The organism is Paenibacillus sp. FSL R7-0297, from assembly GCF_038009025.1.
Taxonomy (GTDB): Bacteria; Bacillota; Bacilli; order Paenibacillales; family Paenibacillaceae; genus Paenibacillus_AQ.
The window spans coordinates 7554907-7572777 of sequence record NZ_JBBPAQ010000001.1; the positions used below are offsets into that span (position 1 = coordinate 7554907).

Annotated in this window: 16 protein-coding genes; 6 read left to right on the forward strand and 10 right to left on the reverse strand. The window is 50.9% G+C overall.

Annotated features, from left to right (window positions below):
* Positions 1–77 precede the first annotated feature (77 nt).
* Both MKZ24_RS32765 and MKZ24_RS32770 read right to left on the reverse strand, forming a co-directional pair.
* The gene (locus MKZ24_RS32765) at positions 78–1010 is read right to left on the reverse strand and encodes a manganese-dependent inorganic pyrophosphatase (protein WP_340789988.1); all 933 of its coding nucleotides are present in this window, start codon (positions 1008–1010) and stop codon (positions 78–80) included.
* 88 nt (positions 1011–1098) lie between these two features.
* Entirely contained in the window at positions 1099–1938 is an 840-nt protein-coding gene (locus tag MKZ24_RS32770) for an AAC(3) family N-acetyltransferase (RefSeq protein ID WP_042232838.1), read from the reverse strand.
* A 193-nt stretch (positions 1939–2131) separates the two neighbouring features.
* On the opposite strand from MKZ24_RS32770, the gene MKZ24_RS32775 reads away from it, so the two are divergent.
* Positions 2132–3115, forward strand: a complete 984-nt coding sequence (locus tag MKZ24_RS32775; RefSeq protein WP_042232835.1) for a ring-cleaving dioxygenase — start codon at positions 2132–2134, stop codon at positions 3113–3115.
* 197 nt (positions 3116–3312) lie between these two features.
* Here MKZ24_RS32775 and MKZ24_RS32780 read toward each other — a convergent pair whose 3' ends face one another.
* Together MKZ24_RS32780 and MKZ24_RS32785 are read right to left on the reverse strand one after the other, a co-directional pair.
* Positions 3313–3996 carry a stalk domain-containing protein gene (locus MKZ24_RS32780; protein WP_052415994.1) on the reverse strand — a complete coding sequence of 228 codons (684 nt, stop codon included), beginning with the start codon at positions 3994–3996 and terminating at the stop codon, positions 3313–3315.
* Between the two features lie 152 nt (positions 3997–4148).
* Positions 4149–4832 (reverse strand): YjjG family noncanonical pyrimidine nucleotidase, encoded by a 684-nt coding sequence (locus tag MKZ24_RS32785; RefSeq protein WP_340789990.1) that lies wholly within the window; start codon positions 4830–4832, stop codon positions 4149–4151.
* A gap of 138 nt (positions 4833–4970) precedes the next feature.
* Here MKZ24_RS32785 and MKZ24_RS32790 point away from each other — a divergent pair, with 138 nt between their 5' ends.
* Positions 4971–5930 carry an MraY family glycosyltransferase gene (locus tag MKZ24_RS32790; RefSeq protein WP_197073104.1) on the forward strand — a complete coding sequence of 320 codons (960 nt, stop codon included), beginning with the start codon at positions 4971–4973 and terminating at the stop codon, positions 5928–5930.
* Between the two features lie 226 nt (positions 5931–6156).
* Here the strand turns inward: MKZ24_RS32790 and MKZ24_RS32795 are convergent, their stop codons facing one another.
* From MKZ24_RS32795 to MKZ24_RS32815, 5 genes are all read right to left on the reverse strand, one after another.
* Complete coding sequence (locus MKZ24_RS32795) at positions 6157–6678, reverse strand: mismatch-specific DNA-glycosylase (protein WP_042232825.1); 522 nt, start codon at positions 6676–6678, stop codon at positions 6157–6159.
* A gap of 858 nt (positions 6679–7536) precedes the next feature.
* Entirely contained in the window at positions 7537–7779 is a 243-nt protein-coding gene (locus MKZ24_RS32800; protein WP_042232823.1) for a YgiT-type zinc finger protein, read from the reverse strand.
* Between the two features lie 28 nt (positions 7780–7807).
* Entirely contained in the window at positions 7808–8452 is a 645-nt protein-coding gene (locus MKZ24_RS32805; protein WP_340789992.1) for an ABC-2 transporter permease, read from the reverse strand.
* 444 nt (positions 8453–8896) lie between these two features.
* Positions 8897–9997: an agmatine deiminase gene (gene aguA, locus MKZ24_RS32810; protein WP_340789993.1), complete on the reverse strand. Its 1101-nt coding sequence runs from the start codon at positions 9995–9997 to the stop codon at positions 8897–8899.
* Positions 9998–10234: 237 nt separating this feature from the next.
* Positions 10235–11671, reverse strand: a complete 1437-nt coding sequence (locus MKZ24_RS32815; protein WP_340789994.1) for an MFS transporter — start codon at positions 11669–11671, stop codon at positions 10235–10237.
* Positions 11672–11828: 157 nt separating this feature from the next.
* Here MKZ24_RS32815 and MKZ24_RS32820 point away from each other — a divergent pair, with 157 nt between their 5' ends.
* The gene (locus MKZ24_RS32820) at positions 11829–12446 is read left to right on the forward strand and encodes a TetR/AcrR family transcriptional regulator (protein WP_042232815.1); all 618 of its coding nucleotides are present in this window, start codon (positions 11829–11831) and stop codon (positions 12444–12446) included.
* Between the two features lie 177 nt (positions 12447–12623).
* Here MKZ24_RS32820 and MKZ24_RS32825 read toward each other — a convergent pair whose 3' ends face one another.
* Positions 12624–13763 (reverse strand): polysaccharide deacetylase, encoded by a 1140-nt coding sequence (locus MKZ24_RS32825; RefSeq protein WP_156122947.1) that lies wholly within the window; start codon positions 13761–13763, stop codon positions 12624–12626.
* A 504-nt stretch (positions 13764–14267) separates the two neighbouring features.
* On the opposite strand from MKZ24_RS32825, the gene qoxA reads away from it, so the two are divergent.
* The 3 genes from qoxA to qoxC are packed head-to-tail and all read left to right on the forward strand — an operon-like array spanning position 14268 to position 17870.
* Positions 14268–15284 carry a cytochrome aa3 quinol oxidase subunit II gene (gene qoxA, locus MKZ24_RS32830; RefSeq protein ID WP_042232813.1) on the forward strand — a complete coding sequence of 339 codons (1017 nt, stop codon included), beginning with the start codon at positions 14268–14270 and terminating at the stop codon, positions 15282–15284.
* A 43-nt stretch (positions 15285–15327) separates the two neighbouring features.
* On the forward strand, positions 15328–17277 hold the full coding sequence (qoxB, locus tag MKZ24_RS32835; RefSeq protein ID WP_042232811.1) for a cytochrome aa3 quinol oxidase subunit I: 1950 nt from the start codon (positions 15328–15330) through the stop codon (positions 17275–17277).
* Entirely contained in the window at positions 17274–17870 is a 597-nt protein-coding gene (qoxC, locus tag MKZ24_RS32840) for a cytochrome aa3 quinol oxidase subunit III (RefSeq protein WP_340789995.1), read from the forward strand. Before qoxB ends, qoxC begins: the two co-directional genes overlap by 4 nt.
* Position 17871: the final 1 nt, after the last annotated feature.

Consider the following 17871-nt stretch of genomic DNA (forward strand, 5'->3'; position numbering starts at 1 on the left):
CCCTTAAGAATGCTGCAGCCGGTTTTATGTAAAATAATGGATAATTCACTGTTCCGGATGAGTTCCGGGCGTGCCTGTTACAGCTTGGCAATCGTTTCGGTCAGCACCGGTACGATCTGTGATTTGCGGGAAACTACACCCTTCAGCACAGCTTTGTTGTCGTCCAGCTTCACGTTATAAGCCTGCTCTACGGCAACAGCCACGCGGCCCAGAGCCAGTCCAACCGAATCGTTGTTCAGGATATCGGTAACTACGAACAGGAACAGATCAAGTCCCTTGTCGTCGATAATCGCGGTAAGGGCTGTTTCCAGCTCTGCCTGCTTAGAGAGCACATCGTTCACATCTACAGCATTGACCTGGGCGATCTCCACTTTGTATTCACCCATTTTGAATTCCTTGGCATCCAGGGAGATCAGCTGGGCAATACTCTTGTCGCTTAGGTCGGCACCTGCCTTGAGCATAGCAAGGCCATAGCTGTCAGCGTCTACACCAGCAATGTCAGCCAGCTCACGTGCAGCGGCAACATCCTCATCTGTGCAGGTCGGCGATTTGAACAGCAGGGAGTCGGAAATGATAGCGGAGAGCATCAGACCGGCGATGTCCTTCGGAATGCTTACACCCTTCTCTTTGTACAGCTTGTTCAGGATGGTTGCAGTACAGCCTACCGGCTCTGCACGATAGTACAGCGGATGAGCAGTTTCAAAGTTGGCAATCCGGTGATGGTCGATAACCTCAACCACACGGACCTGACCGATATCATTCGCACTTTGCTGACGTTCGTTATGGTCGACGAGAATAACCTGCTTCGCTTCAGCGGCAACATTCTCCACCAGACGCGGCGCCGGTACCCCGAAGTGATCAAGCGCATACTGAGTTTCGCCGCTGACCTCTCCCAGCCGGACCGGCTCGGCATCCCAGCCCAGTTCATTCTTGAGCGCTGCATAAGCAATTGCTGAACAGATGGTATCAGTATCCGGGTTTTTGTGTCCAAAGATCAAAGTTTTTGTCATTTCCAATCTCCTTACTTTGTTTTATGTGAGAATAATATACCATACATTGATAGAGCCTTGCCATAATGAACAGATACCCGGTCCCGGATTAAGGACGGGAGCGCTCCCCGGCTGGCCGGTGCTGCGGAATTCCGGACTTCGTCTTGGGTAATGCTTCAGGCACATCCCCTCCGCTTAGCGGTTCATTGTCCGAGAACAAATCCGGATTATCCGCAAGCATGCGGCTCAGGATATCCGTGGTCTCCACGGTTCCGCAGATCATGACCCCGGCATTCCCGAAGCTGCCCCGGCGCAGAGCGCCGCCTTCCTCCAGCACAGGCTCCACTTTCCAGAAGTGCTGCGACCAGGACAGTCCGGAATGTCTGCGTGAAGGAACAGCGATTTCCTCCCCTTCAGGTGTAACAGTGTAGAGCAGTTCATGCCCGTCCGTCATTCTGCCAGGGATATCCACCCATTCTTCAATGCCGTGGATGAAGGTATTTCTCCGCAGATCCACACCCAGCAGCATAATCTCTGCCTTGCGGTCCAGCAGCTTGCCGTAGACCGAGCCGCGCGCACAGGGCGTATCCCAGCGCTGGTCTCCCGCAGTGAAGACCGCCGCGTCCGCGCCAAGCGCAGCTACAGAGTGGGTCGGATGCCAGGAGCGGATTACACCCGGCCGCTTCCGGAACAGCTCCGGCAGGATGCCTACGCAGACGGGAGACTCCAGAACAGAGAACCTCGGATTCGACCCGTTAATATATGACCAGGTATGCGCCGGCAGGACAAGCAGCCCTTCCTTCATATATTCGGAGAGCGCATCCAGAACGGTGTCGGCCCCCCCTTCTACTTCACCAATGCTTTTATAGGAGGAATGGACTAGCAGCGTTCCGCGCGGATCGATTCGCAGGTTCTCCAGCTGCCGCAGCAGACTTGATTGGGTATGCATGTTTAACCCCGCTTTCTCGGATACTAAATAGGATTACAAAAATACATCTTGCGTTTATTCTTATTAACTATTAAAATTATAGTAACTTAAAAATACTCATTAAGTATCCGGCACATTCAAATATATCCGCTTAAGGTCACAAAATTATAGCTGCTGCTTACGAAGCGGCAAAACTTTATTAGGAGGTCTTCCCATGAGTTTAACATTAAAAGGGCTTCATCATGTATCCGCCATTACAGCCAAAGCACCGGAAAACTACAAATTCTACACAGAAGTGCTCGGACTCCGCCTGATCAAAAAAACAGTAAACCAGGATGATGTCTCTGTCTATCACCTGTTCTATGGGGATGAGACCGGGAATCCGGGTACGGAGCTTACCTTCTTCGAGCTGCCGAACGCCGGCCGCAACCGCGACGGCAACAACAGCATCTCTGCACTTTCACTCCGTGTACCAAGTGATGATGCGCTGCTCTTCTGGACTCAGCGGTTCACTGTGTTTGGTGTAGAGCACGATGAGATTACCGAACGCGGCGGCCGCAAGACGCTGGCCTTCACCGACCACGAGGGACAGCGCCTTATCCTCGTCTCGGATGAGCATAATCAGGGTATGGCCGGCGGCAAGCCCTGGGACAAGAGCCCCGTTCCGGTGGAATATGCCATTGTTGGACTGGGCCCGGCACATCTAACAGTAGAGACAGCCGAACATACAGCACTGATTCTGGAAGATCTGCTCGGCTTCCGCCGCGCGGGCACTTATCCTTCGCCGGTAACCGGACAGCCGGATGTCATCGTGTTCGAGACCGGAGAAGGCGGGTCCGGCACCGAGATTCATCTGGAGGAACGCAAGGATCTGCCGCAGGAGCGCCTCGGACGGGGCGGCGTGCATCATGTCGCCTTCCGCGTGGATAACGAAGAAGAGCTTAAGCTGTGGATCGAACGTATCCGCACCGTACAGCTGCCCAATTCAGGATTCGTCGACCGCTTCTACTTCCGCTCACTGTACTTCCGCGAGCCGAATGGAATCCTGTTCGAGCTGGCTACAGATGGTCCGGGCTTCGCCACCGATGAAGAGGTGGAGCATCTGGGCGAAGCCCTGGCCCTGCCGCCGTTCCTGGAGTCGAAACGGGTACAGATCGAAGCCCATTTGAAGCCGCTGGATACCCGGCAGCAGGCTTAAGGCTTCTGCCCGGCTATCGGGCACAGCATCTATCCTGCTTAGAGGACCCACGGTCAGCTCACAATCAGGGTCTCCGAGTGCAGAAGTCCGGGTACCAGGCAGCGCCTGAATCTGCAGCATCCCAGCAAAAACTCCGGCCGACAAGCGGTCCGGAGTTTTTGGTCTGTATACGGCTGTATGACGGCATACTTACTCCGTCAGCTCTCTGACCAGGTAACGGTGAAGATATTGAAGCCCGGCCGGGCAGTCGAAGCTTTACCAATGATCGATACCGGGCTTGTACCACCGAGTCTGCCGGTAATTTTGACCGTGCTGGCGGATACGGTCTCAGAGGCATTATCGAGCCGCTTAATCCGGACATATTCACTGTATACGAATCCCATCATGTCCAGCGTTTCCTGTGTGGAGTAACTGAAAGCAACCTTTTTCACGCCGTTTGCATCCGTATCAAGGGTAGTCGCAATCAGGGCATCGGGCGGAATCGGGAAATCCTTCGGCAGATTAACCGGCCGGGCAGTACCCTCTACCGGAGCTGTAGTCCCGCCGCCGGCGGAGGTTCCCGGTGAAGTTCCCGGTGAAGGAGTGACCTCACTGCCGGTACCGATCCGCACTTTATAATTCGCGGCATCATAAGTTATCGGCACATCCAGCGCATCCGCGATTGAACGGATGGGCAGGTAAGTGGTGCCTTCGTAGGTGATTGGCGTTAGAGTTTTGCCGTTACCGTCCTTCAGCCAGTAAGGAGTGCCATCCACCACAATCCCGAGACTGTGGTTGAGATAGGCTTTGATCTGCTGCAGCTTGGCGCCTGCATAGACTCCTGCAGAGCCGGTTACCGTAAGTCCGGTGACCACGGCGGCAATCAGCCATTTTTTGTTCATAGTAATCCTCTCCCGTGTGTTGTTATCAATATAGGATGAATATAGCGTCCTTATATATTTAACACAGGGGAGTATCTTTCAACCTGCGGGAAGCTAAGTTCAAGAGGAATTGGCGCTCCACTTCACCCGCCTGCCACAAATTTCGCCCTACCCTAGCGCACAATCTCCAGCAGCTCATCTAAACTGCGGATTTCATAGGTAGGCAGCACATCCGGATCTCCCGGCTTCTCCAGCGGGTTGAACCAGCAGGTATCGATGCCATAATTGATCCCGCCCTGGATATCCGAGGTCAGGGAGTCACCGACAATCAGCACCTTACTTTTATCGGTAATCTTAAGCCGCTCAAAAGCATAGTCAAAAATCCCCGTCTCCGGCTTCTGATACCCGGTCTCCTCAGAGATAATAATCGCCTCGAACACCTCGCTCAGCGGCGAACCCTTGATTCTGGATTGCTGCACATCCTTGATTCCGTTCGTAATAATCGCCAGCCTGCATCCGGCAAGCTCTCCGCACAGCTCTATCGCGCCTTGAATCAGGAACGTGCCTTCACCGAGGAACCGCAGATAAGCTTCGCTGAATTCCTCAGGCTTCAGCTCAAGGCTATGTGCAGCAAACAGCCGGTTGAACCGCTCCACCCGCAGCGCGGCAGAGGTAATCCGACCCTGCTCGAAATCCTTCCATAGCGAATGGTTAATTGCTTTGTAGCTGGACGCATAGTCCTCCGCCCCTGTCGGCAGGCCAAAATGTGCAAAGGCGTGATACAAGGCATGGCTCTCCGCCATACCGTAATCAAACAGCGTATCATCAGCATCAAATAAAATACACTCATATTTCAAAATAATTCCCTCCATCTTGTTTGCCGGTTCGACAACGTATAACCTTCTGCGATATAATTTAGCGAGAAATAGAAGGATCAGTTATCGTGTGAAAGCTATATATTCTTATATTTTAAATAAATCAACGGGGTGATTGTCATTTTATACGTTTTAGCGTTTCTCGTGTCATTTTTTATCGTTTATCTGCTGATTCCCCCTCTTGGTAAGCTCGCTTTCCGGCTTGATTTTGTGGACAGGCCCAGGGAAGATGTAGAACGCAAAATACATAGGGAGCCGATTCCGCTCACGGCCAGCTATGCTATATTCGTAGGCTTCTTTATTACATATCTGCTGTTTGCCCGGGACTTCTCACTGGAGACGCTGGCCCTGTTCATCGGCGGCGTGCTGCTGCTGACTATAGGAACCATTGATGACTGGTACAAAACCAAAGGCAAAGACTTCCCGGCGCTTCCGAAATTCATTGTTCAGATCGCCGCAGCGATTCTCGTCTTTTTCTCAGGCAATGCCTTCACGGGATTCATCAATCCCTTCTCAGGAGATTATATCTCACTGCCGTTCATTCTGCAGTTCCTGCTGACGATTATCTGGATCTTCGGCGTCACCACAGTGATTAATTTCTCTGACGGCATGGATGGTCTGGCCGGAGGACTGACGGCGATATCGGCAGTAACCCTGTTCATAGTCGCCATTACCATGGGACAATCCTCGTCGGCCATCATGGCGATGTCACTAATCGGGGTCACAGTCGCGTATCTGCGCTACAACAAGGCTCCCGCCAAAATCTTCATGGGTGACGCCGGCGCCACCTTCCTCGGCTTCATTCTGGCCGTGATTGCGCTCGACGGTGCCTTCAAGCAGGCAACGGTGCTGTCGCTGTGCATCCCGATTCTTGCGCTCGGCGTGCCGATCTTCGATAATATTTTTGTTGTCGTCAAAAGGTTCCTCAAGGGACAGGCCATCTATCAGGCCGACGCCACCCAGGTTCATTACCGCCTGCTCAAAGCCGGCCTGAATCAAAAGCAGGTCGTCGCTGTGCTGTATCTGGTCAGTGTCTGCCTGTCGTTATCATCAATCATTCTGCTGCTGATTCAGATTTAACTAGCTAAGCCCCCTTAAGCCTTTGAGCTGAGGGGGCTTTTGTTTGATGTGCAGTTGACTGCCATTGTTCGACTTTACCAGCTTATCCGCTTATCTGCTTTCCGTGGCAGAAATCTGGTGACTTTTAATAAAATCCTGCCCATAATACAACATTCCCTTCATCCTACCGGCCTAAGAAGTCCCCATTCTGCGGAAACTACGAATCAAGCGAATGGCGACCCTCGCCTCAAGTCTCCTTCTCTTCCGTAAAATCATGCAGACGCCGGTAAATATCAACGATCTCCGGCATTGGCATACGGACGAGCCCGCTGGACGAAGGCGCGACAAACTCCCGCACTCCGTCTACCACCGGAGTCACACCTTCTTGAAATCCCCAGTCCACTTTGGTTCTGCGGCTGAATTCCGTGTATACGCCTTTGCCGACAAAGCAGGCGATGTCCGGACGGTATTGCTCCAGCTTGGCCCGGAGCAGTTCCCTGCCCTGCGTGTATTCCTCCCGGGTGATATCTTCAGCGCCTACCGTGGGGCGGGCGACAATGTTAGTGAACCCGTAGCCCAGCTTCAGCAATTCGCCGTCCTCAGAGGCATCATACAACCGCGGCGTCAGACCGGACTTATGCAGGATGCGCCAGAAATTATTACGCGGATTGGCATAGTGGTGACCCAGCTCTCCGGAACGGATGCTGGGGTTAAATCCTATGAAGACGATCTGCAGTCCATGATCCAGATGATCCGTTACCTCTTCCATTAAAGTTCCCTCCTTACACGGCAGCTCCATGTGAGTCATTATGCTTACTTGATATAAGCATAACCCAAAGCAGAGGCTTAAGACACGTAAGCGCCTCATTATCCTCTCCTCATTCCCTCTTCCGGCACGCTTCGGGCGGAATCAAGAGCATCCATCCCGAAAGCAGCAGCCTCAACCGCTATTCATTCCATGGATGCGGCAGAGCAATGCCCCCGCCCGGGAAACATCACCGGATACGGGGCATTAATCTGACATTGGTTTAATTTAATAGACAAGAAGACTATGGTAGAAGGGCCTTAAGTGCCGGCGACATATCCCGCTCATCCAGCTGGGCCAGATAATCGCTTGAAATCCTCTTTCTACATGACCGACTTCATCTCCGGCTCAAACCCCTTTTCCGGAACAATATAGGTCCGTACGAGCTTCCTGCCGCTCTCCAGCTTGTAAGTCAGAGTAATCTCCCGGTTCCCGGTATAATCGTATCGCGGGGTATTCCTGGGATCGGGCCTAGAAAAAAAGCCTGAACCAACTAGGGTTCAGGCTTTGACAATTCATATATGGTGACAAACTAATTTCCAAGTGATGACAAACTAATTACAGTGCACAACATATTACTGTGATAGTGAAAAATAGGTGAGAAAAGCACACCCTATGCTTTATTCCACTAAAGAATTCTTCACATATACTGATAAAAAAAGCATTTACTTTATGTATATTATTCACAATATTCATCTCAATGTTTATTCATTCACAATGAAGCATATTAATTCTAGTATATTTTTTCGTAAGAGCCCCTCAACCATCTTCGGCTCATTGCGCTCGTGAAAGCCGACGGGCTGAGGGGACAGCTATAGCCGGTCATAAAACTTGACCGGCTACGGCTTCCTCGTTTTCGCATTCCGCATAATCGACAATTCTGCCCTCTTTGCGCATCGCGTAACGCATAAGTCTTTCCATAATGATGTCATGCACAATGACGCTTCCGCATACCGGACACCTGTAAGCGGGCACGCGGACCGCCTCTTTGTCTTTTCCGCAGACGGTAATCTTCAAGCTGGTTTCGGTGCCCTTCATTCTTTTTCTGCACGTTTTACATTTCATAATAATCCGCTCCTGCCCACAGTTTTGGTTACATACCGGATTTGCGATAAAATCTGGCCGATAATCTGTAGGAAGAAAACAACAAACCAGCAGCCAACAGAAACCCGCCTATGATAAAATATACTGTATTCCGCCTCGAAAATCCAATTACATTCTCAAGTGGAAAAAAATAAAAAAACACCATAACTGCTACTAATGCACCGATAAACGGGACAAGGGACCAATACCGCCCTTTACTATGGCCCAGCTTAAAATAAATAGGAAGCTGCATAGAGATAATCACGGAGAACAAGACGAAACTCGCGCATAGCCCGTTAATCAAATCCAATTCAAGCGCCCGCTCATTGACAAGCAAAAGTATCGAATAAAGAGGCACCACAATAATGAGGAAGGATACATAGAGCAGCAGAAAATACAAATAACGGCCCAAAACTACATTGCGCCAACCAATGGGGAGCGTACCGTACAATTGCCTTAGGTTGCTTTTCTCTTCCAGAGCAAATATGTTGACGGAAGTCAAGGCTGCGAACCAGCCGCATGTCATATAAATGACCCATGACGGAGAATTAAGATAAGCCAATAACAATACCGGAACAAGCAAGGAAATATTGGCTCCCATGGAGGACTTGGTTGTTAGTAGATCCAGTCTGGTCATCAGTATCGCTTTTTTCACTTTAGGCCTCCCTTTTGCTTGCAAGGTATATAATATCGTCTAGCGTTGCGGACTGAAATCCGCACTCCGGAAAAAGTTGGAGATCTTTTCTCGGGATAAGCCCTTCAAAACCGGAACCGGTCACCCGGGTACCGATGATGTGACGGGCATACTTTCCTTGCAGAACGGTATTCTCTCCGGCAATCTAAACCAGTCCCTGTTTCTCAAGTAAGACCAGTACAGCCGATGTCTCTGGCTCCTTCTGCGCAATACCCGTACCCACTGTCGTTCAATTTGCCGTTTCAGACTATGAAGCTTGTAGTCACAGTGGTACAGTGCGAAATACTGGTAGAAACCTTGCAGCATCCTAGTCAATTGCTTTTGTTGGTCTCTTCTCTTCTAGTGTCGGTGTGATTTCAGCCAGGTTCCGACTCGCTCTGTAAACTTTCGAAGTACTCTGTAAACCTACCAGCCCTGGGGCTGCTGCTGGGTAATACAGTGAATATTCCCGCCGCCCAAGGCGATCTCGCGGGTATTGACCTGAACCACCTTGCGGTCGGTGAATAACCGCTGCACGGTCTCCAGCGCCTCCCTATCCCGCTTGTCCCCGAATGCCGGCATTACCACTCCGCCATTGCAGATATAGAAATTCACATATGTCGCAGCGAATGTTGTGCCGGAGGCACGGCTGTAGCTGCCGCTGGCCGGGTCGATCCATCCCGCCTCTTCATCTGTAATAATCAGCCGCTCCGGGATATGCAGACGGTGAACCTCCAGTTTGCGCCCGCGTGCATCCCTCTTCCGGATGAGACGTGAATAGGCTTCGTGCAGCACCTCATATTGCGGGTCTTCCCGGTCGTCTGTCCAGCTCATCACCACTACGCCCGGTTTCACAAAAGCGGCCACCTCATCAATATGCCCGTCCGTCTCATCATCGCTCATCCCTCTGGGCAGCCAGATAATCTTGTCTACGTTCAGCGTGTCGCGCAAATAACCCCCGATCTGCCTTTTGGACAGATGAGGGTTGCGGTTCTTATGCAGCAGACACTGCTCAGTCGTTATCAGTGTACCTTCTCCATCCACATGAACAGCTCCGCCCTCAAGGATGAAATGCCGCAGGTCATAATAGTCCAGCTTCTCGATCTCCAGCACCTTCCGCTTCACCAGCAGATCCTGGTCCCAGGGAAAATACAGCCCTCCGTCCAGTCCGCCCCAGGCATTGAACCCCCAGTCAATTCCACGTACCCCGCCGCTGCCGTTCACTACAAAGGTCGGGCCGATATCCCGCATCCACGCATCGTTTGAGGAGATCTCCACCACACGTACCTGCGGTGGCACAAGTGCCCGGACATGCTCATATTGGGCACTGATGGTGCCTATCGTTACAGGTTCAAACTCTGCAATCACTGCCGCCACTCTGGCAAAAGCAGCCTGCGCCGGCTTCGCGCCCAGTCTCCAAGTGTCCGTCCGGGTCGGCCAGAGCATCCATGTCCCCTGATGCGGCTCGAATTCTCCGGGCATACGGTAGCCGTCTTGTCTGGGCGTACTGGCAATTCTGCGTGGCATAAGCATCCCTCCCGGCACTTGAACAGGATGGGGACCGCAGAGAACACTGCCCGGCATCTCGTCCTGTTCCAATTTATGCGCGGCCGGGGCGTATTGCTACGTTTCGGGACTCCGGTGAACAAAATAATCAATATCCAGTTTCATAAACAATTAATTTCTGTTGTTATAAGAAGGATGTTGTTTCGGAGATTCCGCCGGGCACGGGCAAACAGCTGTAGAGCTATGACCCGCGAATTATCAAACGCTGCCCCGCCGCTGTCTGCGTTCATCACTGAATAAAGCTGCGACAATTCCCGGCAGGATTAGATAACTTGCGAACTTATAAGTCTGGCTGAAAGCATCTACGGCAGCCTGCTGCTGCACATCTGCTCCAGGTATCACTCGTATGTTAGCGGAGCTCGCTGCTCTCAGCTGCCCGGCTGTATTATGCTGCAGCACGGTGACGATAATGGCCACGCCGATTACACTGCCGAGTGACTTCGCCATATTGGTTACCCCTGAAGCAATCCCCACCTTGTCTTCAGGAACGACCCTGATCGCCGAAGACATCACAGGCGCCATCGAGAGCCCCACCCCGAGGCCGGCCAGTGCGAGCCGGAGCATCACCGCGCCCAGTGTAGAGCCGGCGTGCAGCCCGCTCATTGAATAGGTGGCGCCGCCTATCAACACCATGCCTGCTGCGGCAAACCGGCTGCTGCCATATTTCGCAGACAGCGGTCCGGAAATGGCTGAGCTGGCGATGGAGCCGACTGCCATCATTGAGAGGACAAGGCCCGCCTTCAGCTCAGACACCCCCATCACCCGGGTAAGATAAAAGGAGGTCAGCAGCGAAACATTCATCAGCGCCGCACCCAGAATGATCATAGAAACCGATGTGCTGTTGAAGGCTCTGATCCTTAGCAATGACAAGGGCAGCATTGGCGCCTTCCCCTTGTACTGCGTAATAAAAAAGAACACCACAAGCAATACTCCCGCAGCCAGCAGCGCAAGGAAAATTCGTGAGCTCCAGCCGTAATCCTGCACTTTGATCAGAGCATATGTAAGGAAGAACATCCCTCCGGTGATCCCCAGGATCCCGGCGTAATCTATGGAACGGCCCGCTGTGTTATCCCGTGATTCCTTAATAAATATGGCCGTCAGCACAATACTCAGCAGCCCAAGCGGCACATTCACAAAAAAGATCCATTCCCAGCTCAGCTTCTGTGTCAGAATCCCGCCAAGCGCCGGACCGCTTGCAGCCGCTACCCCGGAGATGGCACCCCAGATGCCGATAATCAGGCCGTGCATTTCTTTGGGAAAGGTTATTGTGGTCAGCGGAATCGTGACCGGCACAATCACCGCACCGCCCAATCCCTGAATGACTCTAAGTGCAATTAGCATGCCGAGCGAAGTAGAGAAACCCGCCAGCAGGGAGCTCAGCGTAAACAGCGCCACTCCGATGAGGAACACCTTCTTCCGCCCGAATTGATCGGCCAGACGGGAGGCGGTGAGTATAAACACGGCGAATGCCAGGTTATAGCCGTTCATCACCCAGGAGACTTGTGATACACTTCCGCCGAAATGACGTGTCATCTCCGGCAGGGCAATATTAATAATCGTCGTATCCAGCAGCGCCATGAAAAACCCCAGGACTATTGCCGTAAAAGATAACGCTCTGCGTGTTCTAAGGCCCATCTCCATCACCCTTCAAAATATGAAATAAAGTTCATATTCGCATTATATGAACCAAAGTTCACATTTGTCAATCACAAAAAATGAACCCTGGTTCAACTTTTATTGACAGCTCAAAACTGCTCCTCTAGAATTTGTACTATAAGGGGGACCTTAAGACATGGGTGAAATCGAGGACAAGGTTAGAACTCCGCAGCAGGAGCGCAGTATCAGAACCAAGGAAGCCATTATCAAGGCGGCAATGAAGCTATTCTCGGACAAGGGCTTTCATCAGACCAATACCAAGGAAATCGCTGCGGCGGCCGGGGTATCCACAGGCAGCTTCTATTCCTATTTTATTGATAAAAGAGCCATATTCATCGACGTTCTCCATATGTACGGCGATGACCTTCTAGCCAGGATTGATGCTTCAATGTCAGAGATTAATTTCGAAACGATCGGCCGCTCCGAGCTGATTCTGCATCTGATAGACACCCTTCTGCTCTCGCATAAGGCGTTTATCGGATATCATAAAGATCTGAGCATCATGTACCACAGTGATGAGGTCATCAAGCAGCTGATGGATGCCCAGTATGAAACAGGCCGGCTCAGAACGCTTAAGTACCTGCAAATGGGTCAGGATGAATTGAAGACTGAAGACGTGGAGGCAGCTTCCGTGATTGTGTTCGAAGCGGTGAGCGCCATCGTCGATGTCATCTCCTTCTCCCCGCAGCGGATCGCCGTGGACCGGTTGAAGTCGGAGCTGGTCAATATGATTGTCCATTATCTGTACAAGTAGCGCCATCGTTACTCTCGTGCTAACACATCTCTACCCGCTGATTCAGCCGGTGCAAACCTGCATTGTTGTACTTTACTTCTCACAAAGGTTTGTCCAAATTTCCCGGTACAAGCCGCAAAAAAGAGCAAGCCGGCGGAAACTCCCGCAGCTTGCTCTTTTGCATTCAAACCCTTCGGATCACCGTTTATCCTTCCAGAAATTCACCGGCTCCATATCTTTCGTAATGACTTGGAAGGTGTAGCCTTCCTTCTTAAGCGCTTCTAGCAGACGCGGCAGCACCTTGAGGGTGGCCTTCTGATCATGCATTAGAATAACCGGATTCGTCTTCGACTTCTTCAGCGTGCGAACCTGCCCCATTACTGTATTGTAGATCTTGTCACTGTCCTCTTTATATCTCCAGTCATTCGAGTCCACATTCCAGTCCCAGAGATGATAGCCTTGTCCAAGCACCTTATCCCGGAAAGACTTGGTGAAATAGGGCTTGCTGCCATAAGGCGGCCGGATTAGCGATGTAGTAGCGCCCGTCAGTTTCTTGAGGACAGCATTGTCACCCGACATTTCCGCAAGCGCCGCAGCCGGGGAAGCATAGAATTTCTCCTTACGGTGTGTCATGCCATGAAGCCCCAGGCCGTAGTCTTCCTTCACAATCCGCTTCACTTGGTTAGGATATTTGCTCATGTTATTTCCCAGCATGAAGAAGGTTGCCTGCACCTCATACTTACTTAAGATATCCAGCAGCTGGGAAGTCGTCGCCGACGGCCCATCATCAAAAGTAAGATATACGGTTTGTCCCGGCTTGCCGGGTTCAGCAGATGGTTCAGGCTCCGCCGGGGCTGTCTCCACAGGTTTCAGTTCAGCTGCATACTTGGTGACATAGGCTTCATCTGTAAGTCCCGCTGAGCCGTCCTTCACCCGGAGCAAATATTTATCCCCCGCAAAGGATATGATATACCCAAGATACCCGCTTACTTTCAGCGGAACCATAAGTTTACCGTCCTGCAAAAAAGTGCTCACAGGCACCACTGTACCATCTTTGAGCACAGCGCCGGCATCGCCCTGCAAAGTCAGCGACCCGGAGCCGCCCGACACCAGAACTCCGTCGGTTAGACCGGTAAGCGTCCATTTTAATTCATCGGCCAGAGCACGCAGCGGGACATAATAAGTGCCTTTTACAGACACGGCTTCTATACCGCTCAATTTATCGTTGATCCCGAGCTTCAGTACATTAGTCTTACCTTCAGCGTTAGCAGGGATCTGTACAAGAACCGTAACCAGGAATAAAGAGAGGAATAACAGCATTATTTTTTTAATAGGCACAGCAGCAATCTCCAATCTATGTATATTTGTCTATTACTTTATCACACATAGATATAACGTAATTTGAGAGATTGTAACCGCAAGCTAAAATATTGTCACCCTTTTTGCAATGATAAAATGAATATTCAGCTTTTTTTCTGAAATACGACAATTCTCATCGAATGCTGTCACAGCAGGCCATAAGCGGTTCACTCACGTGTTTTTGACCCAAAATAATTGTGACAATATTAATAACAAATATGCAATCTTGAACAAAGTTTGAACAACCTTAAAATTAGCTTAAACTGCGCCGCTACAGTGATCTTTATCATACCCTTAAGTAGTTGTAACAATTTGATCACACATATTTAACTTGTTCGCCATTTTTAAGGACTTTTTTATCTATTTATACAAAATATGTATTTTGCATTATGGGTAAGTAATTCTTACTATAGATACAGGTTAAGTAGTACGCCCGTTTAATGAACGGCGAATGAAAAGTAGTATTGAAGGAAGGAGTTCTATATGAAAAAAAAGGGACCGTTATACGCTTTGTTTCTAAGCCTGATCCTTCTCCTGCCGGGATGCAGCTCGATCGCTGTTCTGAACCCGAAGGGGCCGTCTGCAAGGACGTTATCGGATACCATCATTCTCTCCATTGTTGTAATGCTTGGTGTTCTGGCAGTTGTCTACATCTTATATATCTTTGTACTGGTTAAGTACCGGGCGAAGAAGAGTAACGAGGGTTACATTCCTGAACACGAGGAGGGCAACAAGGTACTTGAAGCGATCTGGATTATTATCCCGATCATTATCGTCGCCTTCCTGTCAGTTGTAACCGTCAAGACAACTACCGAAGTCGAGAACGTGGCCGCGGACTATAAAGATCAGACACCGCTGGTCATTTACGCTTCATCCTCCAACTGGAAATGGCATTTCAGCTATCCGGAGGAAGGCATTGAAACGGTTAACTACGTGAATATGCCTGTGCATCGTGCAGTTGAATTCAGAATGTACTCATTCGGCACCATTACCAGCCTATGGATTCCACAGCTTGCCGGACAAAAGTACGCCATGAGTGACATGCTCACCACGCTTCACCTGTCAGCTGATACCGAAGGCTCTTATATTGGAAAGAATGCCAACTTCAGCGGTAAAGGCTTTGCCCACATGGAATTTGAAGCGCTTGTTATGAGCAGCAAGGATTACGACGAATGGGTGAATGACGTCAAGGAAACCGCGCCAGAGCTTACAGAGGATGAATTCAAAGGCCTGCTCGCCACGGACTTCCTCGGACGTAAAACCTATTCCTCGACCCACTTAGAGTTCAGTCCTCCCCCTGGAGACCACAGTGAACACATGAGTGGTAACGGAAGTGAAATGGACATGGACAACGGCAGTGAGGAGCATCAGGATAACAAAGAAATCCATCCTTCTCCTGTGCCGTCCAGCGGAACCGAATTTGACAGCGAACCTGATCCGGAAGTCGAACAGCCGCTGCCAAGCTCACCCGTAGATGCCGAGACTCATGAAGGCAACTAGCTCTGCAAGAGCTTAACGTAACACACTGAAAGGAGCCACCCTAATGGATTTAGACAAATTTAAGGTTCACGGCGAACCCTTGATATACGGAGCCATGGTCAGCATCGCACTTGCCACCATCGGGATTCTCGTCGGGCTTACCTATTTCAAGAAATGGGGATACCTCTGGCGTGAATGGCTTACTACTGTAGATCACAAAAAAATCGGTGTCATGTATATCCTCGCGGCGCTGCTCATGCTGTTCCGCGGCGGTGTGGACGCGATGATGATGCGTCTGCAGACGGCCGCGCCGGAAATGAAATTCCTCGATGCGCAGCATTACAATGAGGTATTTACCACGCATGGTCTAATCATGATCCTGTTCATGGCCATGCCGTTCATCATCGGTCTGATGAATGTGATCATACCGCTGCAGATCGGCGCGCGTGACGTCGCGTTCCCGCGGCTTAACGCCGTCAGCTTCTGGCTCTTCTTCATGGGGGCCATGCTGCTGAACATTTCCTTCGTTATCGGCGGATCGCCGGATGCCGGATGGTCAGCCTACTTCCCGCTGGCGAGTCTTGAATTCAGCCCGACAGTCGGTAACAACTACTACTCCCTGGCCCTGCAGATTTCCGGTATCGGGACGCTGATTACAGGGGTCAACTTTATTGTAACGATTCTCAAAATGCGTGCACCGGGCATGAAGCTGATGAAGATGCCGATGTTCACCTGGTCCGTACTCATCACCAACGTCATTATCGTCTTCGCCTTCCCGGTACTTACTGTTGCGCTTGCGCTGATGATGTTCGACCGCCTGTTCGGCTCCCAGTTCTTCACGATGGCCAACGGCGGGATGGATATGCTCTGGGCCAATCTGTTCTGGGTATGGGGTCATCCGGAGGTCTATATCGTTATTCTGCCGGCCTTCGGTATTTATAGCGAAATTATTGCGACCTTCTCCAAAAAGAACCTGTACGGATATACCTCCATGGTATTCAGTATGCTGATTATCTCGCTCCTGTCCTTCCTCGTATGGGCTCACCATTTCTATACGATGGGTCAAGGCGCCATGGTCAACAGCTTCTTCTCGATTACCACAATGGCCATTGCCGTACCTACAGGGGTTAAAATATTCAACTGGCTGTTCACCCTGCGAAAAGGCAGGATTACCTTCACAACGCCAATGCTTTATACGCTCGCCTTTATTCCGATTTTCACCATCGGCGGGGTAACGGGTGTCATGCTCGCAATGGCCAGTGCCGATTACCAGTATCACAACACGATGTTCCTTGTGGCGCATTTCCACTATGTGCTCATTCCGGGTGCCGTGTTCGCCGTCATCGCCGGATTCCATTACTGGTTCCCTAAAGTGTTCGGCTTCCGCCTGAACGAACGGCTCGGTAAGCATTCCTTCTGGTGGATCGTGATTTCTTTCAACGTAACCTTCTTCCCGCTGTTCTTCCTGGGTCTGATGGGAATGACACGCCGGACGTATACCTATTCCGAGGAATCAGGCTTCGGTCCGCTTAATATGCTGTCCTTCGTAGGGGCAGTCGGCCTGGCTATCGGATTCCTGCTGCTGGTCTACAATATTTACTGGAGCACACGTTATATGCCTAGAGACACAACAAGTGATCCATGGGATGGACGGACACTTGAATGGGCTACACATAGCCCGATGCCGATCTACAACTTCGCCATTGTACCTACTGTGCAGACCCGCGATGCCTTGTGGTCCGCGAAGCAGGACAATATTCCGCTCTATGATGACACAAAAATAACCAAGATCCATATGCCTAGCAATACCGGCAAGCCATTCATTCTGGGCGTAATCTTCTTCATCCTGGGATTCGCCCTGGTATTCAGCCTATGGATTCCGGCTATCCTCTCGGGTATCGGTGTCATTGTCATGCTGGCCTTCATGTCCTTCGACCGTGACCACGGCTACTATATTTCGGCTGAAGAGGTTATCGCTACAGAAAAGAAATTGAAGCGGGGTGAGATTGTATGAAAATAGATGCATCCAAGCCGCTCGAATATTCAACGGAAGAGAACAGTAACAAGATCTTCGGCTTCTGGGTCTTTCTCGGAGCTGAAATCCCTCTCTTCGCTACATTGTTTACTGTATATTTCGTAATGGTCAACCGTTTCGCCAGCGGCCCGAGCGGCAGCGAGCTATTTGAAATCGGCCCTGTGCTGGTTGAAACCTTCCTGCTGCTGTCGAGCTCATTCACAATAGGTCTGGCTATCCATGCCATGCGGCATGGTTATAAGAAAGCGATGATGGTCTTCATGGCCCTTACGCTGCTTATGGGCCTCGGCTTTATCGGTATTGAAATCGATGAGTTCTTCACTTACGTGCATGAGGGTGCGACACTGCAAACCAGCGGTTTCCTCTCCAGTCTGTTCGTACTGCTCGGAACGCATGGTGCCCACGTCAGCTTCGGCTTCCTGTGGGGAGCGGGAATCATGATTCAGCTGTGGCGCCACGGCATCACACCGGCCACCGCCAACAAAGCTTTTATCTTCTCCTTGTTCTGGCATTTCCTGGATGTTGTCTGGATCTTTATCTTCAGCTTCGTCTACCTGAAAGGACTGATGTGAC